This is a genomic window from Streptomyces sp. NPDC002309, from assembly GCF_053593375.1.
Window position 1 is genome coordinate 72057 of sequence record NZ_JBSFCI010000021.1, and the last position, 22951, is coordinate 95007.

The following is a 22951-nucleotide window of genomic DNA, read 5'->3' on the forward strand; positions in this document are numbered from 1 at the left end:
GAGTACGACGGAGGACGAGCGTGCAGCCATCTTTCGGGGGGCGCCCCGCAGGCCCCCGCAGCCTGCTGCTCGCGGAGGTGGCCCAGGCCACCCAGCGACTGGCCGACGCCGGCGTGCCCTCGCCGCGCACGGACGCGGAGGAGCTCGCCGCGTTCGTGCACGGCGTGAAGCGGGGCGAGTTGCACTCCGTGAAGGACTCCGACTTCGACGCCCGCTACTGGGAGGTCATCGCCCGCCGTGAGCAGCGCGAGCCGCTCCAGCACATCACCGGGCGGGCCTTCTTCCGGTACCTGGAACTCCAGGTCGGGCCGGGCGTGTTCGTGCCGCGCCCGGAGACGGAGTCCGTGGTCGGCTGGGCCATAGACGCCGTGCGCGCCATGGACGTGGTCGAGCCGCTGATCGTCGACCTGTGCACCGGCTCCGGCGCCATCGCGCTCGCGCTCGCCCAGGAGGTGCCGCGCTCCCGGGTGCACGCCGTGGAGCTGTCCGAGGACGCGCTGCGCTGGACCCGTAAGAACGTCGAGGGGTCGCGGGTCGATCTACGGCAGGGGAACGCCCTGACCGCCTTCCCCGACCTCGACGGGCAGGTCGACCTGGTCATCTCCAACCCGCCGTACATCCCGCTCACCGAATGGGAGTACGTCGCTCCCGAGGCCCGGGACTACGACCCCGAGCTGGCGCTCTTCTCCGGCGAGGACGGCCTCGACCTCATCCGGGGCCTGGAACGCACCGCGCACCGGTTGCTGCGGCCCGGCGGCGTCGTCGTCATCGAGCACGCCGACACCCAGGGCGGCCAGGTGCCGTGGATCTTCACCGAGGAGCGGGGCTGGGCCGACGCGGCCGACCACCCCGACCTCAACAACCGCCCGCGCTTCGCCACCGCCCGTAAGGCGCTGCCGTGAGCACCGACCGGACTTCACCCCCGCAGTACGGGTACGAGGAGGAACGCTGAGATGGCACGGCGATACGACACCAACGACACCACCGACCGTGTGACCGGTCTGCGTGAGGCCGCGTCCGCCGTCCGCCGTGGCGAGCTGGTGGTCCTCCCCACCGACACCGTGTACGGCATCGGTGCCGACGCGTTCTCCTCCGAGGCCGTCGCCGATCTGCTGGAGGCCAAGGGCCGTGGCCGCAACATGCCCACGCCCGTGCTCATCGGTTCCCCGAACACCCTGCACGGCCTGGTCACCGACTTCTCCGAGCTGGCCTGGGAGCTGGTCGACGCGTTCTGGCCGGGCGCGCTGACCCTGGTCGCCCGCCACCAGCCGTCGCTCCAGTGGGACCTGGGCGACACCCGGGGCACGGTGGCCGTGCGTATGCCGCTGCACCCGGTCGCCATCGAGCTGCTCACCGAGGTCGGCCCCATGGCCGTGTCGTCCGCGAACCTCACCGGGCACCCGGCGCCGGAGGACTGCGACGCCGCCCAGCAGATGCTCGGCGACTCCGTCTCCGTCTACCTCGACGGCGGGCCGACCCCCGGCAACGTGCCGTCCTCCATCGTCGACGTCACCGGCGCGGTGCCCGTCCTGCTGCGTGAGGGCGCCCTCTCGCCGGAGGAGCTGCGCAAGGTCGTACCCGACCTCGAGGTGGCCAATTGACAGCCCCTGATGCGGGGCGTGGCATAGGCAACCGGGAGAGTGCGGCGGAGATCACGACCACGTTCGTGGGGCTTCCGCGTGACAGTTTCCGCATCCTCCACGTCAGCACCGGAAACGTGTGCCGCTCGCCCATCACCGAGCGGCTGACCCGGCATTTCGTGTCGGAGCGGCTCGGGGTCCTCGGCGGCGGACTGATCGTGGAGAGCGCCGGGACCTGGGGCCACGAGGGCGCGTCCATGGAGGCCAACGCCGAGACGGTGCTGGCCGACTTCGGCGCGGACGCCTCCGGCTTCGTGGGCCGGGAGCTGCTGGACGAGCATGTGATCCGCGCCGACCTGGTGCTCACCGCCACCCGTGACCACCGTGCCCAGGTGATCTCGATGGGGCACTCGGCGGGGCTGCGCACCTTCACGCTGAAGGAGTTCACCCGGCTGGTGAAGGCCATCGACCCGGCGACCCTGCCGCCGCTGGAGGACGGGGTCGTGACCCGGGCCCGCGCCCTGGTGCGGGCCGGCGCCGCGCTGCGCGGCTGGCTGCTGGCACCCACCGTCGAGGCGGACGAGGTGTACGACCCGTACGGGGCGCCGCTGCCCTTCTTCCGGTCGGTGGGCGATGAGATACACCAGGCGCTGGACCCCGTGGTCACGGCGCTGACGGGGGTGGCGGCCCGGACCTGAGTGCCGGGCGCCCCGCCGCCGTGCGACAGCGGGCGCCGACGACCGCCCCGGCCTACATTGGACCTACGTCATCGTCGACGCCCGGAGTCCACCATGTCGGTCACCCGTGCCCCAGAGGCCGATCTCCTGCGCCGGCAGGATCCCGCGCTCGCCGAGATCCTGCTCGGGGAGCTGGACCGGCAGTCGACCACGCTCCAGCTGAACGCCGCCGAGAACTTCACCTCGCGGGCCGTGCTCGCCGCCCTCGGCTCGCCGCTCGCCAACAAGTACGCGGAGGGCTATCCGGGGTCGCGCCACCACGGCGGCTGCGAGATCGTCGACGTCGCCGAGGGGCTCGCCGTCCGGCGGGCCCAGGCGCTGTTCGGGGCCGAGCACGCCAACGTCCAGTGCCACTCGGGCAGTTCGGCCGTCCTGGCCGCGTACGCCGCCCTGCTGCGCCCCGGTGACACGGTCCTCGCCCTCGGCCTGCGGTACGGCGGCCATCTCACCCACGGTTCGCCGCTCAACTTCTCCGGCAACTGGTTCGACTTCGTCGGCTACGGCCTCGACGCGGAGACCGGCCTGATCGCCTACGACCAGGTGCGCACCCTGGCCCGCGCCCATCGCCCGAAGGCGATCGTGTGCGGCTCGATCGCCTACCCGCGCCACATCGACTACGCCTACTTCCGCGAGGTCGCCGACGAGGTGGGCGCCTACCTCGTCGCGGACGCCGCGCACCCCATCGGGCTGGTCGCCGGGGGAGCGGCGCCGAGCCCGGTGCCGTACGCCGACGTGGTGTGCGCCACCACGCACAAGGTGCTGCGCGGACCGCGCGGCGGCATGATCCTGTGCGGCGGTGACCTCGCCGGACGTATCGACCGGGCCGTCTTCCCGTTCACCCAGGGCGGCGCCCAGATGCACAGCATCGCCGCGAAGGCCGTCGCCTTCGGCGAGGCGGCGACACCGGCCTTCCAGGCGTACGCCCACCAGGTCGTCGCCAACGCCCGGTATCTGGCGGCCGCCCTCGCCGCCGAGGGGCTCGCGGTCACCACCGGAGGCACGGACACCCACCTCATCACCGCGGACCCGGCCCCGCTCGGCGTCGACGGCCGTGCCGCCCGCGGCCGGCTGGCGGCCGCCGGGATGATCGTCGACTACTGCGCGCTGCCGCACGACGCCCGCGGGCTGCGCCTGGGCACCGCCGCGGTCACCACCCAGGGGATGACCGAGGGTGAGATGGCTCGCATCGCCAAGCTGCTCGCGGAGGTGCTGCGGGACCGGGCCGACAGCAGGACGGTACGTGAGGAAGTGCGGGATCTCGCCCGCGGATTTCCGCCGTATCCGGTCTGAGACGGGGCGGCGGGGACGCTGAGCCGGGCCGGCGGGGACGCCGATTCGGGGCGGCGGGGACGCCGAGTCTGGGGAGCGGGCACTCCGTACACAGCCACACGTGCAACCATCTTCGCTACCCGGAAGTCCCCAACCATATGCGTCCCTCGCTAGGGTGTGGGGCTGAGATGGCCAGCGAGACCTGTGGGGAAGCCCGTGCGTGAATACCTGCTGACGCTCTGCATCACGGCCGCGGTGACGTACCTGCTGACAGGGCCGGTGCGGAAGTTCGCGATCCTGGCCGGAGCGATGCCGGAGATCCGGGCACGTGACGTGCACCGGGAGCCCACTCCGCGGCTCGGCGGGATCGCGATGTTCTTCGGCCTGTGCGCCGGCCTGCTGGTCGCCAGTCATCTGAGCAACCTCAGCGAGGTCTTCGCCGAGTCCAACGAGCCGCGCGCCCTGCTCTCCGGGGCGGCGCTGATCTGGCTCATCGGTGTGTTGGACGACAAGTTCGAGATCGACGCCCTGATCAAGCTGGGCGGCCAGATGATCGCCGCCGGTGTGATGGTGGTGCAGGGCCTGACGATCCTGTGGCTGCCGGTGCCGGGCGTCGGCACGGTCGCGCTGACCCAGTGGCAGGGCACGCTGCTGACCGTGGCGCTGGTCGTCATCACCATCAACGCGGTCAACTTCGTCGACGGTCTCGACGGTCTGGCGGCGGGCATGGTGTGCATCGCGGCCTGCGCGTTCTTCATGTACACCTACCGGATCTGGTACTCGTACGGCATCGAGGCCGCCGCCCCGGCCACCCTCTTCGCCGCGGTGCTGATGGGTATGTGCCTGGGCTTCCTGCCGCACAACATGCACCCGGCCCGCATTTTCATGGGCGACTCGGGCTCGATGCTGATCGGCCTGGTGCTGGCGGCCGGCGCGATCTCGGTGACCGGGCAGGTGGACCCGGACGTGATGAACCTGTTCTCCGGCTCGGAGCGCAACACGGTCCACCAGACGGTCCCGGTCTACATCCCGCTGCTGCTGCCGCTGACGATCATCGCGATCCCGGCCGCGGACCTGATCCTCGCGATCGTGCGCCGCACCTGGCGGGGCCAGTCGCCGTTCGCCGCGGACCGAGGTCATCTGCACCACCGGCTGCTGGAGATCGGCCACTCCCACAGCCGGGCCGTCCTGATCATGTACTTCTGGTCGGCGCTGATCGCCTTCGGCGCCCTCGGCTACTCCGTGAACTCGGCGTCCATGTGGATCGTGCTGGGCGTGGTGCTGCTCAGCGGCATCGGCCTGGTCCTCCTGCTGCTGCCGCGGTTCACCCCGCGTGCCCCCCGGTGGGCCGAGAACTTCGTGCCGCCGCGCTACCGCCGACGCCCGGTCGAGGTGCCGCCCGCCTCGGAATTCCCTGCCGAGGTGCCCGTCGAGGAGGAGCGCACACCGGTCGCCGTCGGGGTCTCCGGTGCCAACGGAGCGACCGCCGTCGGCCCTCGCGCGCGCCTTCCAAGGTAAGAATCTGACTAAGGCATTGCCATGCCGTGGGGGAACGAACACCCCAATACCAGACAAGTCGGCTGGGATTCCGCACAGACGCGCACCTTCACTCTCATGTGTGACGGCGCGCACACCCTCAGGTAAAGACCTCATCAAATAGTTTGTGATACGGTTCACGAGAACCCCCGGACAGAGCCGACGGACCGCAGTGCGACGGTCCACCGGCATGAGGCTCTCTCTCAGTCCGGGACTACGCTCGTCCATGACGACACCCTGCCCCCCTGCGAAAGCGGAGTTGCCGCCATGCCGTCCAATGACGCCCGGAACCTTCTGCAGACAGCCGTGCCCACGGCCGCTGTCGGTGTGGTCACGGTCGCGGTCAGCGGTGTGGTCGCCGGTGGCAAGGGAGCGCTCGGCGCCGGCGTCGGCACCCTGCTCGCCATCCTCTTCATGGGGATCGGTCTGTATGTTCTGCAATGGACGGCGAAATCGCTCCCCCAGCTCTTCCAGGCCATGGGGATGATGCTCTACGTCGCTCAGCTCCTGCTGCTCCTGATCTTCGTCGCCCTCTTCAAGGACACCTCCCTCTTCAACCCGAAGACGTTCGCGATCGGCCTGGTCATCGCCACCGTGGTGTGGATGGCCGCGCAGGCCCGCGCGCATATGAAGGCCAAGATCTTCTACGTCGATCCGGATGCCGAGAAGAGCGAGAAGCCCGAGAAGACAGGGCCGCCGTCGTGAGGGGTAGGGGCGGGATAAGGGCCAGTGAGAACTCCTGCTATCGTCCGGTGCCAACTGCGGCATCGAGGGCGCGGGCATCCGAGCTGACGCCTGCTCGATCGCGAGGCTTGATGTCCCCCAGCCGCCCCCACATCCGTAACACCTGTCCGGTGCCGACCCGCGGCCCTGTGCCGTGCCGACACAACGAGGTTGCCGTACCCATGCGTCACGCCGAAGGAGCCCGTGGTGAGTGCTGACCAGACCCAGCTCGCCTTTGACTGGAGTTGTCGGATCATGTCCGACAGCGGGTGTGGCTTTCCGGCTCCGGGCCTGCACTCGTTCCTCTTCCAGCCGATCGCCACGGTGGGAGGGTTCGAGTTCAACAAGGTGATGCTGCTCGCGCTCATCACCACCCTGATCGTGGTCGGCTTCTTCTGGGCGGCCTTCGGCAAGGCGAAGGTGGTGCCGGGCAAGCTCCAGATGATCGGCGAGGCCGGCTACGACTTCGTGCGCCGCGGCATCGTCTACGAGACCCTCGGCAAGCGCGAGGGCGAGAAGTGGGTGCCGCTCATGGTCTCCCTCTTCTTCTTCATCTGGATCATGAACATCTGGTCCGTGATCCCGCTGGCCCAGTTCCCGGTGTCGTCGATCATCGCGTACCCGATCGTGCTTGCCGCGATCGTCTACTTCACCTGGGTCGGACTGACCTTCAAGCGGCACGGATTCGTCGGCTTCTTCAAGAACGTGACCGGCTACGACAAGTCGCTCGGTCCGGTCCTGCCGCTCGTCATGATCATCGAGTTCTTCTCGAACCTGCTGGTCCGCCCGTTCACGCACGCGGTGCGACTGTTCGCCAACATGTTCGCCGGCCACCTGATGCTGGTCATGTTCACCGTCGCCTCCTGGTACCTGCTGAACAGCTGGATGATCCCGGCGGCCGGCGTCTCGTTCGTGATGACGATGGCCATGATCCTCTTCGAGCTTTTCGTGCAGATGGTCCAGGCGTACGTCTTCGTACTGCTGGCCTGCACCTACATCCAGGGCGCTCTGGCCAAGCACCACTGAGCCCCCACCGCCCGCAAGCCCCCAGAACGTCCGGTGGCCAACCCCCGCCGGTCCATGAAAGAGAAGGAAGATTCAGCATGGCTGCCACTGAGACCCTCGCCGCTGTCTCCGGTTCGCTCGGCTCCATCGGCTACGGCCTCGCCGCCATCGGCCCCGGCATCGGCGTCGGCATCATCTTCGGTAACGGCACCCAGGCCCTGGCCCGCCAGCCCGAGGCCGCCGGCCTGATCCGTGCCAACCAGATCCTGGGTTTCGCCTTCTGTGAGGCGCTCGCCCTGATCGGCATCGTTATGCCGTTCGTGTTCGGTGTGTAAGTAACCACCGCTTACCCGACACGATTCGACGAAAGGCACTGATGTGATCGCCAACCTGGTGCAGCTGGCGGCCGAGGAGGAGCAGAGCCCGCTCATTCCGCCCGGCCCCGAGCTGCTCGTCGGCACCATCGCCTTCGCCATCGTCTTCTTCTTCTTCTGGAAGAAGCTGCTTCCGAACATCAACAAGGTTCTGGAGGAGCGCCGCACGGCGATCGAAGGCGGTATTGAAGAGGCCGAGACCATGAAGGTCGAGGCCCAGAGCGTCCTTGAGCAGTACAAGGCCCAGCTCGCCGAGGCCCGTCACGAGGCCGCGCGGCTGCGCCAGGAGGCTCAGGAGCAGGGTGCCACGCTCATCGCCGAGATGCGCGCGGAAGGCCAGCGGCAGCGCGAGGAGATCGTCGCCGCCGGTCACTCCCAGATCGAGGCCGACCGCAAGGCAGCCTCGTCGGCGCTCCGGCAGGACGTCGGCAAGCTGGCCACCGACCTGGCCGGCAAGCTGGTCGGTGAGTCCCTCGAGGACCACGCCCGCCAGAGCCGCGTGATCGACCGCTTCCTCGACGAGCTCGAGGAGAAGGCCGAGGCGTCGCGATGAACGGAGCGAGCCGCGAGGCCCTGGCAGCCGCCCGTGAGCGTCTGGACGCGCTGACGGACGCCACGTCCGTGGACGCGGCGCGGCTCGCCGAAGAGCTGGCCGCGGTGACCGCGCTGCTTCACCGCGAGGTCGGCTTGCGCCGGGTCCTCACCGACCCGGCGCAGGCGGGTGAGCGCAAGGCGGAGCTGGTCCAGCGTCTGCTCGGCGCCCAGGTCGGCGGCGAGACCGCGGACCTGGTGTCCGGCATGGTGCGCTCCCGCTGGTCGCAGTCCCGCGACCTGGTGGACGCGCTGGAGGAGCTGGCGAACACCGCCGACCTCACCGCCGCGCAGCGGGGCGGCACGCTCGACAGCGTCGAGGACGAACTGTTCCGGTTCGGCCGGATCGTCGCCTCCAGCACCGAACTGCGCGCCGCGCTGACCGACCCCAAGGCCACCCTCGCCGCGAAGAGCGAGCTGCTGCGCAGCCTGCTCGGCGGGCGGGCGGCCCCGGCCACCGAGCGTCTGGTGACGCGTCTGGTGACCGCACCTCGGGGACGTAGCCTGGAAGCGGGACTCGAGTCCCTGTCCAAGCTCGCCGCCGATCGTCGGGACCGGATGGTGGCGGTCGTCACCTCGGCCGTGCCGCTGAGCGACGGGCAGAAGCAGCGCCTCGGCGCCGCGCTCGCCAAGCTCTACGGCCGCAGGATGCACCTCAACCTCGACCTGGACCCCGCGGTCCTCGGCGGGATCCGGGTGCAGGTCGGCGACGAGATCATCAACGGCTCACTCGCGGACCGCCTCGCGGACGCCGAGCGCCGGCTGGCGAGCTAACCGCAACTGAACACGCAAGACGTACTGACGGCCCGGTTGGGCCGTGCAGAGGATTCACCTCTCTTAGGGGGGAGTCCCCACCCCCCCAAAGTGAAACTTCGGGCCCAACAAGGAGAGCAGGGAACCCAGATGGCGGAGCTCACGATCCGGCCGGAGGAGATCCGGGACGCACTGGAGACCTTCGTCCAGTCGTACAAGCCGGACGCGGCCTCGCGCGAGGAGGTCGGTACGGTCACCCTTGCCGGCGACGGCATCGCGAAGGTCGAGGGTCTGCCCTCGGCCATGGCCAACGAACTGCTGAAGTTCGAGGACGGCACCCTCGGCCTCGCCCTCAACCTCGAGGAGCGCGAGATCGGTGCCATCGTCCTCGGCGAGTTCAGCGGTATCGAGGAGGGGCAGCCGGTCACCCGCACCGGTGAGGTCCTCTCCGTCGCGGTCGGCGAGGGCTACCTCGGCCGCGTGGTCGACCCCCTCGGCGCCCCGATCGACGGCCTCGGCGAGATCGAGACCTCGGGTCGTCGCGCCCTTGAGCTGCAGGCCCCCACGGTCATGCAGCGCAAGTCGGTGCACGAGCCGATGGAGACCGGCTACAAGGCCGTCGACGCGATGACCCCGATCGGCCGTGGTCAGCGTCAGCTGATCATCGGTGACCGCCAGACCGGCAAGACCGCCCTGGCCGTCGACACGATCATCAACCAGCGTGACAACTGGCGTACCGGCGACCCGAACAAGCAGGTCCGCTGCATCTACGTCGCCATCGGCCAGAAGGGCTCCACCATCGCGTCGGTGCGCCGCGCGCTGGAGGAGAACGGCGCGCTGGAGTACACGACCATCGTCGCCGCCCCGGCGTCCGACCCGGCCGGCTTCAAGTACCTGGCGCCGTACACCGGTTCGGCCATCGGCCAGCAGTGGATGTACGAGGGCAAGCACGTCCTCATCATCTTCGACGACCTGTCGAAGCAGGCCGACGCCTACCGTGCCGTCTCCCTGCTGCTGCGCCGCCCGCCGGGCCGCGAGGCCTACCCGGGTGACGTCTTCTACCTGCACTCCCGCCTGCTGGAGCGCTGCGCCAAGCTCTCCGACGAGATGGGCGCCGGCTCGATGACCGGTCTGCCGATCGTCGAGACCAAGGCCAACGACGTCTCGGCGTTCATCCCGACCAACGTCATCTCCATCACCGACGGCCAGTGCTTCCTGGAGTCGGACCTGTTCAACGCCGGTCAGCGCCCCGCGCTGAACGTCGGTATCTCCGTCTCCCGAGTCGGTGGTTCCGCGCAGCACAAGGCGATGAAGCAGGTCTCCGGCCGTCTGCGCGTCGACCTGGCCCAGTTCCGTGAGCTGGAGGCGTTCGCCGCCTTCGGTTCCGACCTGGACGCCGCGTCGAAGTCGCAGCTGGAGCGTGGTCAGCGCATGGTCGAGCTGCTCAAGCAGGCTCAGTACCAGCCGATGTCCACCGAGGACCAGGTCGTCTCCGTCTGGGCCGGCACCACCGGCAAGATGGACGAGGTGCCTGTCGCCGACATCCGCCGCTTCGAGAAGGAGCTCCTGGAGTACCTGCACCGCAAGGAGCAGGGCCTCATGACCTCCATCAAGGAGGGCGGCAAGATGTCGGACGACACCCTCACGGCCGTCGCCGACGCCATCGCCGAGTTCAAGAAGCAGTTCGAGATCTCGGACGGCCATCTGCTCGGCGAGGACGCTCCGTCCGTCGCCAAGTGACGTAAGGAAGGGACCTGACTCATGGGAGCCCAGCTCCGGGTCTACAAGCGTCGCATCCGATCCGTCACCGCGACCAAGAAGATCACCAAGGCGATGGAGATGATCGCCGCCTCGCGCGTCGTCAAGGCGCATCGCAAGGTGGCGGCCTCCAAGCCGTACGCGCAGGAACTGACCCGCGCGGTCACGGCGGTCGGCACCGGGTCGAACACCAAGCACCCGCTGACCACCCAGGCCGAGACGGTCACGCGGTCCGCGGTGCTGCTGCTGACCAGCGACCGCGGTCTGGCAGGTGCGTTCAACTCCAACGCCATCAAGGCGGCGGAGCAGCTGACCGAGCGGCTGGAGCGCGAGGGCAAACAGGTCGACACGTACATCGTCGGCCGGCGCGGTGTCGCGCACTACAACTTCCGTGAGCGCAGGATCGCGGAGTCGTGGGGCGGCTTCACCGACGAGCCCACGTACGCGGACGCGAAGAAGGTCGCGGCGCCGCTCATCGAGGCCATCGAGAAGGAGACGGCTCAGGGCGGTGTGGACGAACTCCACATCGTCTTCACCGAGTTCGTCTCGATGATGACGCAGAGCGCGCAGGACGCGCAGTTGCTGCCGCTCAGCCTCGAAGAGGTCGCCGCGGAGGCCAAGCCCAAGGGCGAGATCCTCCCGCTGTACGACTTCGAGCCGTCGGCGGAGGACGTCCTGGACGCCCTCCTTCCGCGGTACGTCGAGAGCCGGATCTACAACGCGCTGCTCCAGTCGGCCGCTTCCAAGCACGCCGCCACCCGGCGCGCGATGAAGTCGGCCACCGACAACGCGGGTGAGCTGATCAACACGCTCTCCCGTCTTGCCAACGCGGCCCGCCAGGCCGAAATCACCCAGGAAATCAGCGAGATCGTCGGTGGCGCGAGCGCCCTTGCCGACGCGACCGCGGGGAGTGACAACTAATGACCACCACTGTTGAGACGGCCACGGCGACGGGCCGCGTCGCGCGGGTCATCGGCCCGGTCGTCGACGTGGAGTTCCCCGTCGGCGCGATGCCGGAGATCTACAACGCGCTGCACGTCGAGGTGGCCGACCCGGCCAACGCCGGCGAGAAGAAGACGCTGACCCTGGAGGTCGCCCAGCACCTGGGTGACGGCCTGGTCCGCACCATCTCCATGCAGCCCACCGACGGCCTGGTCCGCCAGGCCGTGGTCACCGACACCGGCACGGGCATCACCGTCCCGGTCGGCGACTTCACCAAGGGCAAGGTGTTCAACACCCTCGGTGAGGTGCTGAACGTCGACGAGACCTACGACGGCGAGCGCTGGTCCATCCACCGCAAGGCCCCGCGCTTCGACGAGCTCGAGTCGAAGACCGAGATGTTCGAGACCGGCGTCAAGGTCATCGACCTTCTCACCCCGTACGTCAAGGGTGGAAAGATCGGTCTGTTCGGTGGTGCCGGCGTCGGCAAGACGGTGCTCATCCAGGAGATGATCTACCGCGTCGCCAACAACCACGACGGTGTCTCCGTGTTCGCCGGTGTCGGCGAGCGCACCCGTGAGGGCAACGACCTGATCGAGGAGATGTCGGAGTCGGGCGTCATCGACAAGACCGCGCTGGTCTTCGGTCAGATGGACGAGCCCCCGGGCACCCGTCTGCGCGTGGCCCTCGCCGGTCTGACCATGGCGGAGTACTTCCGCGATGTGCAGAAGCAGGACGTGCTGTTCTTCATCGACAACATCTTCCGCTTCACGCAGGCCGGTTCCGAGGTCTCGACCCTGCTCGGCCGTATGCCCTCCGCGGTGGGCTACCAGCCGAACCTGGCCGACGAGATGGGTCTCCTCCAGGAGCGCATCACCTCGACCCGCGGTCACTCGATCACCTCGATGCAGGCGATCTACGTCCCCGCGGACGACCTGACCGACCCGGCCCCGGCCACCACCTTCGCCCACCTCGACGCGACGACGGTGCTGTCCCGTCCGATCTCGGAGAAGGGCATCTACCCGGCCGTGGACCCGCTGGACTCCACGTCCCGCATCCTGGACCCGCGGTACATCGCGCAGGACCACTACGACGCCGCCATGCGCGTCAAGAGCATCCTGCAGAAGTACAAGGACCTCCAGGACATCATCGCGATCCTCGGTATCGACGAGCTCGGCGAGGAGGACAAGCTCGTCGTCCACCGTGCCCGTCGCGTGGAGCGCTTCCTGTCCCAGAACACCCACGTCGCCAAGCAGTTCACCGGTGTGGAGGGCTCGGACGTGCCGCTGGAGGAGTCGATCGCGGCGTTCAACGCGATCTGCGACGGTGAGTACGACCACTTCCCCGAGCAGGCCTTCTTCATGTGCGGTGGTATCGAGGACCTGAAGAAGAACGCGAAGGAGCTGGGCGTCTCCTGACCCGGGCACTTGTGCTCGTGTCGTGAGGGGGCGGGGTCGTCCCGCCCCCTCTGCCACGCCTATTAGACTTGTAACCAACACCCGGCAGAACCGCCGGGTGGTGACCCGAGGAGCCACTCTTGGCTGCTGAGCTGCACGTCGAGCTGGTCGCTGCCGACCGCCAGGTCTGGTCCGGCGAGGCCACCCTGGTCGTCGCGCGCACCACGTCCGGCGACATCGGCGTCATGCCCGGTCACCAGCCGCTGCTCGGTGTGCTGGAGTCGGGCCCGGTGACCATCCGTACGAGTGACGGTGGAACGGTCGTCGCCGCGGTGCACGGCGGTTTCGTCTCGTTCGCGGACAACAAGCTGTCGCTGCTGGCGGAGGTCGCCGAGCTGGCCGACGAGATCGACGTCAAGCGCGTCGAGCAAGAACTGGAGCGTGCGAAGGCCGAGGACGACGCCGAGGCCAAGCGCCGCGCGGACGTCCGGCTTCGCACGGCGACGGCGGCGCGTTGAGCCGGACCGTCGTGCGATGACGTCACTCAGCCGCGGTCGGCACCGGAGCAATCCGGCGCTGACCGCGGCTGAGGTGGATGTGGGTGTGCTTTACGTTCCGTTGCCTAGGAGACGAGGAGGTCGGTGTCGATGGTCCTCGCTCTGACTGTGTGCGGAATCGTTGTCGCCCTGGTGGTGCTGGCGCTGTTCGTCTTCGGCCTGCGCCGCAGACTCATCCAGCGTTCCGGCGGCACCTTCGACTGCAGCCTGCGCTGGGACGTCCCCGAGGAACCCGACACCGGCGGCAAGGGCTGGGCCTACGGGGTGGCCCGCTACAACGGCGACCGCGTGGAGTGGTTCCGCGTCTTCTCCTACGCCCCCCGGCCGCGCCGCGTCCTGGAGCGCTCCGCGATCGAGGTGGCCGGCCGCCGCCTTCCCGAGGGCGAGGAGGAACTGGCCTTGCTCTCCGACGCGGTGATCCTCGCCTGTGAGCACCGGGGCACGCGTCTCGAACTGGCGATGAGCGAAGACGCGCTGACCGGGTTTCTCGCGTGGCTCGAGGCAGCCCCGCCCGGTCAGCGAGTGAATGTGGCTTAGCCACATTCACTCGCTGGGTGGGGGTCCCCCCGGACGAAGTCCGGGGGAGCGTCAATGTCGCCTAGGACTCGTGTGGCTCGGGCTACCTCAGCCCGTTGCTGATGGCGGTCACCAGCTCACCGTTGCTGGTGTCGCCGCTGAACTCCCAGGAGAACGCGCCGCCCAGGCCCTGGTTCTTGGCCCAGGTCATCTTCCCGGCGATCGTGGCGGGAGTGTCGTAGGACCACCAGTTGCTGCCGCAGTGCGCGTAGGCCGTACCGGCGATGGTGCCGTTCGCCGGGCAGGTGTTCTTGAGGACCTTGTAGTCCTCGATGCCCGCCTCGTAGGTGCCGGGGGCCGCGCCGGTCGCCGAGCCGCCGGGGGCGGACTGGGTGACGCCGGTCCAGCCGCGGCCGTAGAAGCCGATGCCGAGCAGCAGCTTGGCGGACGGGACGCCCTTCGACTTCAGCTTGGCGATCGCGTCGGCGGAGTTGAAGCCCGCCGCGGGGATGCCGGGGTACGAGGTGAGCGGGGAGTGCGGGGCGGTCGGGCCGTCCCCGTCGAAGGCGCCGAAGTAGTCGTACGTCATCACGTTGTACCAGTCCAGGTACTGGGCGGCGCCGCCGTAGTCGGCCGCGTCGATCTTGCCGCCGTTGGAGCCGTCGGCGGTGATGGCCGCGGTGACCAGGTAGTTCGAGCCGAACTCCGACCGCAGGGCGGACATCAGGGTCCTGAACGCCGCAGGTCCTGAGGTGTCGCAGGTCAGGCCGCAGGCGTTCGGGTACTCCCAGTCGATGTCGATGCCGTCGAAGACGTCGGCCCAGCGCGGGTCCTCCACGACGGCCTTGCAGGATCTGGCGAACGCGGCCGCGTTCTGGGCCGCCTGGCCGAAGCCGCCGGAGTAGGTCCAGCCGCCGAAGGAGTACAGCACCTTGATGTGCGGGTACCGGGCCTTCAGCTGGCGCAGCTGGTTGAAGTTGCCGCGCAGCGGCTGGTCCCAGGTGTCGGCGGCGCCGCTGACGGACTGGTCGGCGGTGTAGGCCTTGTCGTACGCGGCGTAGGTGTCGTCGACGGTGCACTGACCGTTCCTGACGTTGCCGAACGCGTAGTTGATGTGGGTGATCTTCGAGGCGGAGCCCGAGGTCACCAGGTTCTTCACGTGGTAGTTGCGTCCGTAGACGCTCCACTCGGTGAAGTAGCCGAGGTTGATCTTCGAGCCGGGCTGCGGGTCGGTGCCGCCGCCGGTGGTGCGGACCGCGCGGGCGCCGGAGACGGGGCCGGTCTGGTCGGCGGTGTCACGGGCCTGGACGGTGTACGAGTAGTCGGTGCCGGCGGTCAGCCCGGTGTCCGTGTAACTCGTACCGGTGACGGTCGCGACCCTGCTGCCGCCGCGCAGGACGTCGTAGTTCTTGATGCCCTTGTCGTCGGTGGCGGCGCTCCAGGACAGCCTCACCGAGGTGTTGGTGATGTCGGAGGCGGAAGGGGTGCCCGGCGCGGAGGGCGGGTTGTCGCCGGGGACGGAGCCGCCGTTGCAACTGCCGCCGTTGAGCTTACAGTTGGAGGGAGAGCCGGGACCGGCGCCGTTGAAGCCGAAGGAGACGGAGGCGCCGGGTGCGAGGGTGCCGTTCCAGGACTTGTTCTTGGCGGTCCAGTGGTTGCCGGCGGACGTGACGTCGGCGTCCCACGCGGAGGTGACGGACGTGCCGGAGGGGAAGTCCCACTCCACGGTCCAGGAGTTGATGGTGGTGGTACCGGTGTTCTTGACGGTCCACTTGCCCTCGAAGCCGGAGCCCCAGTCCTGGGTCTTGGCGTAGGTGGCGGTGGCTTCGGTGGCCGCCTGGGCGGGGGCGGCGAGGCCGACCAGGCCGGCGAACGGGAGCAGCAGGGTCGCGAACCCGGCCACGGCTCTGTCTCTGAAGCGCATGCTGCGCCTCCTTATGGGGGTTGTCGGGGGCATGACTGAGCCATCAAGCCCTCAGTGCCCGCGAGAATAGAAAGGTCTGGACCAGCGGTCAAGAGGTCTGGACCACTGACCCTGGCTTGTGCTAGATCTCCAACTCCTTTGTCAGCACGGCAGCTTGGACCCTGCTCCGCAGCTCCAGCTTCCCCAGGAGCCGGCTCACGTGCGTCTTCACCGTCGCCTCCGCCATGTCGAGACGGACCGCGATGGCGGCGTTCGACATCCCCTCGCCGAGACACGACAGCACCTCGCGTTCGCGGCGGGTGAGGCGGTCCAGCGCCGAGGGGTCGGCTTTCGGCCCCCGCGCCGGCCCCGCGGTGAACTCGGCGATCAGACGCCGGGTGACCGCCGGGGCGATCAGCCCCTCGCCGCGCGCCACCGTGCGCACCGCCTCCAGCAGATCCTTCGCGTCGGTGTTCTTGAGCAGGAAGCCGGAGGCACCGGCGCGCAGCGCGCCGAACACATACTCGTCGAGGTCGAAGGTGGTCAGCACGAGGACGTCGGCCAGTCCCTCGGCCACGACCCGCCGGGTGGCGGAGACCCCGTCCAGACGTGACATCTGAAGGTCCATCAGCACCAGGTCGGGCCGGAGCGCGCGGGCCGGCGCCACCGCCTCCTCCCCGTCGCGGGCCTCGCCCGCGCCGGCCCGAGCTGGAAGCACGGTCCGGCCGCCCTCTGCATCGGCTGCACCGTCGGCCACGGCCACCGCACGGTGAAGTGGCCCGACGGTCACGCGGCCCACCGCTTCGGAGGGGCCCCGCCCCCCGCGCGACCGCCGCGCCGCCGCATGGCGCGGGCCCGGCACGAGGGACGGGTCTGGCTCGGCACGGTCGTCGCGGCATCGGTGGCGAGCGTGCTGCTGGCCGCCATGTGGTACGAGGACGACCCGGACCGCACCGGCTCCCTGCAGAACTGGACCGTCATCGCCTGGCGTACGGCGGGCATCCACGGCCTGTTCGCCCTGTCCTACGCCGTCCTGCCGAAGAAGGCGCCCCGCGAGGAACGGTCAGCGCTCCCCGCCCGGGACCCACAGCACGTCGCCGACGTCCTTGTTGGCCGACCGGGCGAGGATGAAAAGCAGATCCGACAGCCGGTTGAGGTAGGTCGCGGTGAGGGCGTTCATCGTCTCGCCGTGGACCTCCAGCGCGGCCCAGGTGGAGCGCTCGGCACGCCGTACGACGGTGCAGGCCTGGTGCAGCAGGGCGGCGCCCGGCGTGCCGCCCGGCAGGATGAAGGAGCGCAGCTTCTCCAGCCCCTCCAGGAAGTGGTCGCAGTCGGCCTCCAGCTTGTCGACGTACGCCTGCTCGACCCGCAGGGGCGGGAACTCGGGGTTCTCCACGACCGGCGTGCACAGGTCGGCGCCCACGTCGAACAGGTCGTTCTGGACGCGGGTGAGGACCTTGACGACCTCCGCGTCCAGGCCGCCCAGCGCGATCGCCGTGCCGATCACCGCGTTGGCCTCGTTGGCGTCGGCATAGGCCGAGATCCGCAGATCGGTCTTGGCGACCCGGCTCATGTCACCGAGCGCGGTGGTGCCCTTGTCGCCGGTACGGGTGTAGATGCGCGTCAGATTGACCATGGGGCCAGCGTAGTTACGTCCCGGCGGGTTCGGGGCGCGCGGGTGCCCACCGTCACGGACGGTGCGGCGCGGGCGACGGCGGCGAGGACGCCGTACGGCGCGGGCGGCGGGTGCATGCGCGCGGCGCGTGCCCGTCCGCCGGTCGGCGGAACGGCACCCGCGTGACCCCGCGCCGCCGCGGCCGCCACCGGCGGCACCGGCGCTCCCGCGCGCCGGGCCGACGGGTCGGGTCCGGCCGGGCCGTCGGTCCGTCCGGGACCGCCTCTCCGGCGCGGTGTGCGGGAGCGCCGGCCAACTCCAAGACATGGTGGCCTCTCTGAGGCATCGTCAGCGGACGGTGGGAGCCGCATCGCCCGACGGGCGGTCGATCGCGCCGTGCGAGGCGCCCTGTGGGCCGTGCCGGTGTGATGTCCGTCATGTGAGACGTGACGCGCGTTACTTACCGGTCACACGGCCCCTCACGACCGCTAGGGTCCGCCGGAGAGTCGAACGTAAACAGCGGGTAAGCATCACTAGGGGAGTCGTCAGTGGCACGGAAGCTCGCCGTCATCGGCGCCGGTCTCATGGGTTCCGGCATCGCCCAGGTCTCCGCCCAGGCGGGCTGGGACGTCGTCCTGCGGGACGTCACCGACGAGGCACTCAAGCGTGGCACCGACGGCATCAAGGCCTCGTACGACAAGTTCGTGAGCAAGGGCAAGCTGGAGGCGGATGCCGCCGAGGCCGCCCTCGCCCGGATCACCGCGACCACCGACATGGACGCCGCCGCCGACGCCGACATCGTCGTCGAGGCCGTCTTCGAGAAGCTGGACGTCAAGCACGAGATCTTCCGCGCGCTCGACAAGATCGTGCGCCCCGACACCGTGCTCGCCTCCAACACCTCCGCCATCCCGATCACCAAGATCGCGGCGGCCACGGCGCACCCGGAACGGGTCGTCGGCGCGCACTTCTTCTCGCCGGTCCCGATGATGCAGCTGTGCGAACTGGTCCGCGGCTACAAGACCAGCGACGAGACGCTCGCCACCACGCGGGAGTTCGCCGAGTCGGTCGGCAAGACCTGCATCGTCGTCAACCGCGACGTCGCCGGCTTCGTCACCACCCGGCTCATCTCGGCCCTCGTCGTCGAGGCCGCCAAGCTGTACGAGTCGGGCGTCGCGTCGGCCGAGGACATCGACCTCGCCTGCAAGCTGGGCTTCGGGCACGCCATGGGCCCGCTGGCCACGGCCGACCTCACCGGTGTCGACATCCTGCTGCACGCCACGAGCAACATCTACACCGAGAGCCAGGACGAGAAGTTCGCCCCGCCGGAGCTGATGCGCCGGATGGTTGACGCCGGTGACATCGGACGCAAGAGCGGGCAGGGCTTCTACAAGCACTGAAACGGCGCACACCTCTGAGACATCACACCTCGGGGTGAATTCGGTATCGGTTCGCTTACAAGCAGCAACCACGCCGCCACAGAACCAGTCAGACGTTGCACAGCCACCGTCATGGAGTCCGTCACCGCAGTCACGGGAGCGCATATGCACATCAGGGGCGACCACGCCGAGGTGGTCGTCGGGGGCCGCCTCGACGTCCGCACCGCGGCGGACGCCCGTACGGTCCTGCACTCGGCCGTCGACGACGGCGACGGCGACCTCGTCCTCGACCTGTCCGAACTGGACTCGTGGGACGCCACCGGACTCGGGGTCATCATGGGTGCCCACCGGCGGGCCGGCCGCTGCGGCAGGCGGCTGGTGCTGCGCGGCGTGCCGCCGCAGATGCAGCGCCTGCTGGTGGCCACCCGGCTGCACCGGATCCTGGCGATCGAGGGCGGCATCGGGGTGGAGTCCCTGCCTCGCGTGTGACCCCTCGACCGGGAGTGTCACCAGGGCCGGAGGAGACCGGGCAGCTCACGGCGAAACGCCCGACGCGCCCAATCCTCACGAGACTGTGACGTCTCGGACCCGGTGGCACCCCGGCCTGTCGTAGATACTGACCGAAGGTTTAGGGTTCGGTCGCCCGCCTCTGATCCACCCTCGTGCGGGCCCGGACCAGAAGCGACAGCGCGGTGTGCGGCAAGGCCGGGAGGGCTCGACGCACCCGATGCTTTTGGGGGGCTTGAACCTATGGACCCGAACAACCCGGGACCCGAGGAGTACGGCCAGGACGGTGACGGCAACGCGCCGCGCCAGCGCCCGGCCCGGGACTCCCTCACCTCCGACTTCGTCCAGCACACGCCCGCACCCGCCCGCACGGTGCGGCTGGTCTCCGGCGACTTCCTGCTCACCGTCAACCCCGTCGACGGCAGCGAGATAGAACTCCGCCCGCCCGGCGCCGCCCTGGACGAGCGAGGCCGAAAGTCCGCGGGAGAACGCCCCGGCAGACCCGAGAAGCTGTCCCCGGCCGAGCGCGCCGAGGTGGCCCGCGCCGCGGCCCCTCCGGTCCCGCCCGGCCCCAGCCGGCCCACCCTGCCGCTCCTCGGCCGTCAGGACGAACGCGAGCAGCTGGTACGGCTGCTCGCCCGCGGCCGCTCCGTACGCCTCACCGGTCCCGGCGGCTCCGGCCGCACGGCCCTGCTCGACATCGTCGCCGAGGACTGCGACGACCTCGCCCCCGACGGAGTCGTCCGCCTCACCGGCTTCCACCGCACCGCGGCCGATCTGCTGCACGACCTCTTCTACGCCGTCCACAGCGCCCCCCTGCACCGGCCGGAACAGGACGAACTTCTCGCCTGTGTGGGCGAGATCGGCGCGGTCGTCGTCCTCGACGACGTCGAACTCGGCGGCGCCGCGCTCGACGAGCTGCTGGACGCCACCCCGGAGTGCGCCTTCCTCATCGCCGCCACCCCGGACGTGCCCGCGCCGTCCGCCGACGCGGCGGTCGAGGAGGTCGTCCTCGAGGGCCTCGACCGCGCCGGCGGCCTGGAGCTGCTGGAGTACGCCGTCGGCCGGCCGCTCACCGAGGACGAGGTCAACTGGGCCGGCGACCTCTGGTTCGAGTCCGAGGGCCTGCCGCTGCGGTTCGTCCAGGCCGGCGCCCTGCTGCGGCAGCGCGACCGGCTGCGCGCCGGGGCCGAGGCGCTCGACGAGTTCGGCGTCTTCCAGGACATCCCCCTCGACGAGCCCTTCGACGCGGTCCCCGGTCCGCCCGTGGGCGAGGACATCCCGCTGCCCTCGCTCGCCGAGGGCGCCGCGCCCGCCGCGCTGCTCGCCGCCCGGCTCAGTGCCTCCGCCCGCGCCGCCCTGCGGTTCGCGGTGGCCCTCGACGGCGAGGTGCCCCACCAGGCCCATCTGCCCGCCCTGGTCGGCGACACCCACGCGGACGCCGCGCTGGGCGAGTTGCTCGCCTGCGCGCTGGTCACCCCGGTCGGCGCCCGCTACCGGCTCGCCCCCGGAGTACAGACCCAGCTGGAGGCCGCCGGATACGCCGACGACTCCGAGGGCGCCACGCGTACCGCCGCCCAGCACTACGGCTGGTGGGCCGGCCATCCCTCGGTCACCCCGGAGCGGGTGTGCGCCGAGGCGGACGCCCTCCTCACCGCGCTCGCGGCACTCGTCCCGGCCACCGTGCCGGTGGCCGAGGAGGAGGAGAGCGCCACCGTGCGGCTGGCCCGTACGGCGGCCCCCGCCTTCGCCGCGGGCCTGCACTGGAGCGCCTGGGAACGGGCGCTGCGCTTCGGGGCAGAGGCCGCGCGCCTCGCCGGGGACGTCACCGAACAGGCCTACTTCCACCACGAACTGGGCGTCCTCGCGCTCTGCGAGGGACGGCTCGACCGGGCCCGCTCCGAGCTGGAGGCGTCCATCGGGCTGCGCGGCGCCCTCGCCGACAAGCGGGGTACCGTGGCCGGCCGCCGCGCCCTGGCCCTGGTGAGCGACCGCGCGGGCACGGGCCCCGCCGTCGCGGCGCCGCTCGCCCTCACCGCCGGGGAGGAGGTGCCCGAGGCCCGCCATGAGGAGTCGGTGTCACCGCACGGCGGAGTCGCGGCGGCCCCGCGGGAGTTCCCGCCGCTGCAGAGGCCCGACAGCACCTCGGCCCTCGTCGTCCACCGCTCCATGCCCGGAGCGGCGTCCGGACGCGTCAGGGGCGGTGGTCTGCCCGGCTTCGTCAGGCGCAACCTCGTCGCGACCGGTGCGGGCGCTTTGCTCGTGGCGGTGCTCGGCACGGTGGTGACGCTCGGCGCCACCTCCAGCAACGACGCCGAGAGCCCCTCCGATCAGGTCGGCGTCAACCCGTCCGCCAGCCAGAACCCCGGTGACGACAGTCTGGGCGCGGACGACACGGGCCAGGACGACAAGGGCGAGACCGGGAAGGCGACCAGCCGGCCCACGGATCCCGGTCCCGACGGCACGTTCGGCACCACGGACGATCCGACGCCGCCGGACCAGGGCACGAGGCCGGGGGCGGGCGAGCCGTCCGACGAGCCGAGCGGTACGGACAACCCCGGGGGCGGTGACCCGGGTTCTCCCTCGTCGACGCCGCCGACGCAGCCGTCCCCGACCCCGACGCCCTCGGGGTCGCCGAGCGGCGATCCCACGCCCTCCGACTCGCCCACGCCGAGCGTCAGCCCGTCGCACTCGTCCAGCCCGTCGCCGAGCGGCTCCACCACCGCCAGCGGCTCCGCCTCGGCCACCGCCACGGAGTCCGGCTCCGATGGCGCGCCCGACAGCCCGGAACCGCTGATCTGAGCGGTCCGGACGCAGCGGGGCCGGGTCCGGACCGACGGACCCGGCCCTCGCCGGTGGCGAACACCCTCAGAACAGCCGCAGCTTGTCGTCCTCGATGCCGCGCAGGGCGTCGTAGTCCAGCACCTGGCAGCCGATCCCGCGGTCCGTCGCCAGGACGCGTGCCTGCGGCTTGATCTCCTGGGCGGCGAAGACGCCCCGGACCGGGGCCAGATGGGGATCGCGGTTCAGCAGCTCCAGATAGCGTGTGAGCTGCTCCACTCCGTCGATCTCGCCACGCCGTTTGATCTCCACCGCGACGGTCTGTCCGTCGGCGTCCCGGCAGAGGATGTCGACCGGGCCGATGGCGGTCATGTACTCGCGGCGGATCAGCGTGTAGCCGTCGCCGAGGGTCTCGATGCGGTCGGCGAGCAGTTCCTGGAGGTGCGCCTCCACGCCGTCCTTGATCAGGCCGGGGTCGACGCCCAGTTCGTGCGAGGAGTCGTGCAGGACCTCCTCCATCGTGATGATCAGCTTCTCGCCCGCCTTGTTGACGACGGTCCAGACTCCGGCATCGTCACCCGTGCCCTCCTTGAGGGTGCAGGGCGGCGACATCCAGTTCAGGGGCTTGTACGCCCGGTCGTCCGCGTGGATCGAGACGCTGCCGTCCGCCTTCACCAGGATCAGACGGGGGGCGGTGGGAAGGTGAGCGGTGAGCCGACCCGCGTAGTCGACGGAGCACCGGGCAATGACGAGACGCATGGTCGGCAACGCTACTCGACGGGCCGCCGCTGACGCGATTCGCCCACCTCGCACCGCGCTCGCCGCCTCACCCGGAGGAGGTCCTTCCGGGCCACCCTTGTTGTCCTGGAAGACCCCTGTTCGGTAGTGGCCGATTGTGTGCCCACTGGGATCTGCCTGTGTGTGCATTCTTCTGGTGCGGTCACCGTCGGTTGCCTACCGTATTAAACGGGAGGTCGCGGGATGTGTACACAGCGTGTCCGCATCCGTGTGCTCCCTCATCTGTCCGGCAACCC

22 protein-coding genes are annotated in these 22951 nt (G+C 70.1%); 18 read left to right on the forward strand and 4 right to left on the reverse strand.

Annotated features, from left to right (window positions below; translation table 11 throughout):
• Positions 1-62 precede the first annotated feature (62 nt).
• From prmC to ACWCPM_RS19135, 15 genes are all read left to right on the forward strand, one after another.
• On the forward strand, positions 63-902 hold the full coding sequence (gene prmC / locus ACWCPM_RS19065) for a peptide chain release factor N(5)-glutamine methyltransferase (protein ID WP_385376874.1): 840 nt from the start codon (positions 63-65) through the stop codon (positions 900-902).
• 51 nt (positions 903-953) lie between these two features.
• Positions 954-1601, forward strand: coding sequence for an L-threonylcarbamoyladenylate synthase (locus ACWCPM_RS19070; RefSeq protein ID WP_450977361.1), 648 nt, complete (start codon positions 954-956; stop codon positions 1599-1601).
• Positions 1598-2278, forward strand: a complete 681-nt coding sequence (locus tag ACWCPM_RS19075) for an arsenate reductase/protein-tyrosine-phosphatase family protein (protein WP_450977362.1) — start codon at positions 1598-1600, stop codon at positions 2276-2278. The genes ACWCPM_RS19070 and ACWCPM_RS19075 overlap by 4 nt, the downstream gene beginning before the upstream one ends.
• 93 nt (positions 2279-2371) lie before the next feature.
• Complete coding sequence (locus ACWCPM_RS19080) at positions 2372-3607, forward strand: serine hydroxymethyltransferase (protein ID WP_450977363.1); 1236 nt, start codon at positions 2372-2374, stop codon at positions 3605-3607.
• Positions 3608-3802: 195 nt separating this feature from the next.
• Complete coding sequence (locus tag ACWCPM_RS19085) at positions 3803-5104, forward strand: MraY family glycosyltransferase (protein WP_450977364.1); 1302 nt, start codon at positions 3803-3805, stop codon at positions 5102-5104.
• A gap of 285 nt (positions 5105-5389) precedes the next feature.
• Positions 5390-5827: a hypothetical protein gene (locus ACWCPM_RS19090; protein ID WP_450977365.1), complete on the forward strand. Its 438-nt coding sequence runs from the start codon at positions 5390-5392 to the stop codon at positions 5825-5827.
• Between the two features lie 273 nt (positions 5828-6100).
• Positions 6101-6871 (forward strand): F0F1 ATP synthase subunit A, encoded by a 771-nt coding sequence (gene atpB / locus ACWCPM_RS19095; RefSeq protein WP_450977419.1) that lies wholly within the window; start codon positions 6101-6103, stop codon positions 6869-6871.
• 77 nt (positions 6872-6948) lie between these two features.
• Complete coding sequence (atpE, locus tag ACWCPM_RS19100; protein ID WP_189701479.1) at positions 6949-7185, forward strand: ATP synthase F0 subunit C; 237 nt, start codon at positions 6949-6951, stop codon at positions 7183-7185.
• Positions 7186-7228: 43 nt separating this feature from the next.
• Positions 7229-7777: a F0F1 ATP synthase subunit B gene (locus ACWCPM_RS19105; protein WP_450977366.1), complete on the forward strand. Its 549-nt coding sequence runs from the start codon at positions 7229-7231 to the stop codon at positions 7775-7777.
• Complete coding sequence (locus tag ACWCPM_RS19110; RefSeq protein WP_450977367.1) at positions 7774-8589, forward strand: F0F1 ATP synthase subunit delta; 816 nt, start codon at positions 7774-7776, stop codon at positions 8587-8589. The genes ACWCPM_RS19105 and ACWCPM_RS19110 overlap by 4 nt, the downstream gene beginning before the upstream one ends.
• A gap of 129 nt (positions 8590-8718) precedes the next feature.
• Positions 8719-10308, forward strand: a complete 1590-nt coding sequence (gene atpA, locus ACWCPM_RS19115) for a F0F1 ATP synthase subunit alpha (protein ID WP_450977368.1) — start codon at positions 8719-8721, stop codon at positions 10306-10308.
• 21 nt (positions 10309-10329) lie between these two features.
• Positions 10330-11247 carry a F0F1 ATP synthase subunit gamma gene (locus ACWCPM_RS19120; protein WP_450977369.1) on the forward strand — a complete coding sequence of 306 codons (918 nt, stop codon included), beginning with the start codon at positions 10330-10332 and terminating at the stop codon, positions 11245-11247.
• Positions 11247-12683, forward strand: a complete 1437-nt coding sequence (gene atpD / locus ACWCPM_RS19125) for a F0F1 ATP synthase subunit beta (RefSeq protein ID WP_450977370.1) — start codon at positions 11247-11249, stop codon at positions 12681-12683. The genes ACWCPM_RS19120 and atpD overlap by 1 nt, the downstream gene beginning before the upstream one ends.
• 119 nt (positions 12684-12802) lie before the next feature.
• Entirely contained in the window at positions 12803-13180 is a 378-nt protein-coding gene (locus ACWCPM_RS19130; protein ID WP_450977371.1) for a F0F1 ATP synthase subunit epsilon, read from the forward strand.
• Positions 13181-13309: 129 nt separating this feature from the next.
• On the forward strand, positions 13310-13756 hold the full coding sequence (locus ACWCPM_RS19135; RefSeq protein ID WP_450977372.1) for a DUF2550 domain-containing protein: 447 nt from the start codon (positions 13310-13312) through the stop codon (positions 13754-13756).
• Positions 13757-13838: 82 nt separating this feature from the next.
• On the opposite strand, the gene ACWCPM_RS19140 is transcribed toward ACWCPM_RS19135, so the two are convergent.
• From ACWCPM_RS19140 to ACWCPM_RS19150, 3 genes are all read right to left on the reverse strand, one after another.
• On the reverse strand, positions 13839-15659 hold the full coding sequence (locus ACWCPM_RS19140; RefSeq protein WP_450977373.1) for a glycosyl hydrolase family 18 protein: 1821 nt from the start codon (positions 15657-15659) through the stop codon (positions 13839-13841).
• A 121-nt stretch (positions 15660-15780) separates the two neighbouring features.
• On the reverse strand, positions 15781-16356 hold the full coding sequence (locus tag ACWCPM_RS19145) for a LuxR C-terminal-related transcriptional regulator (RefSeq protein WP_450977420.1): 576 nt from the start codon (positions 16354-16356) through the stop codon (positions 15781-15783).
• Between the two features lie 345 nt (positions 16357-16701).
• The gene (locus ACWCPM_RS19150) at positions 16702-17274 is read right to left on the reverse strand and encodes a cob(I)yrinic acid a,c-diamide adenosyltransferase (RefSeq protein ID WP_450977374.1); all 573 of its coding nucleotides are present in this window, start codon (positions 17272-17274) and stop codon (positions 16702-16704) included.
• Positions 17275-17801: 527 nt separating this feature from the next.
• Between ACWCPM_RS19150 and ACWCPM_RS19155 the strand changes: the two genes are divergently transcribed.
• The 3 genes from ACWCPM_RS19155 to ACWCPM_RS19165 all read left to right on the forward strand — a co-directional run bounded on the left by ACWCPM_RS19155 (position 17802) and on the right by ACWCPM_RS19165 (position 21938).
• The gene (locus ACWCPM_RS19155; protein ID WP_450977375.1) at positions 17802-18650 is read left to right on the forward strand and encodes a 3-hydroxyacyl-CoA dehydrogenase family protein; all 849 of its coding nucleotides are present in this window, start codon (positions 17802-17804) and stop codon (positions 18648-18650) included.
• Between the two features lie 144 nt (positions 18651-18794).
• Complete coding sequence (locus ACWCPM_RS19160; protein ID WP_365452203.1) at positions 18795-19118, forward strand: STAS domain-containing protein; 324 nt, start codon at positions 18795-18797, stop codon at positions 19116-19118.
• Between the two features lie 261 nt (positions 19119-19379).
• Positions 19380-21938, forward strand: coding sequence for an ATP-binding protein (locus ACWCPM_RS19165; protein WP_450977376.1), 2559 nt, complete (start codon positions 19380-19382; stop codon positions 21936-21938).
• Between the two features lie 66 nt (positions 21939-22004).
• Here the strand turns inward: ACWCPM_RS19165 and nucS are convergent, their stop codons facing one another.
• On the reverse strand, positions 22005-22676 hold the full coding sequence (nucS, locus tag ACWCPM_RS19170; RefSeq protein WP_450977377.1) for an endonuclease NucS: 672 nt from the start codon (positions 22674-22676) through the stop codon (positions 22005-22007).
• Positions 22677-22951: the final 275 nt, after the last annotated feature.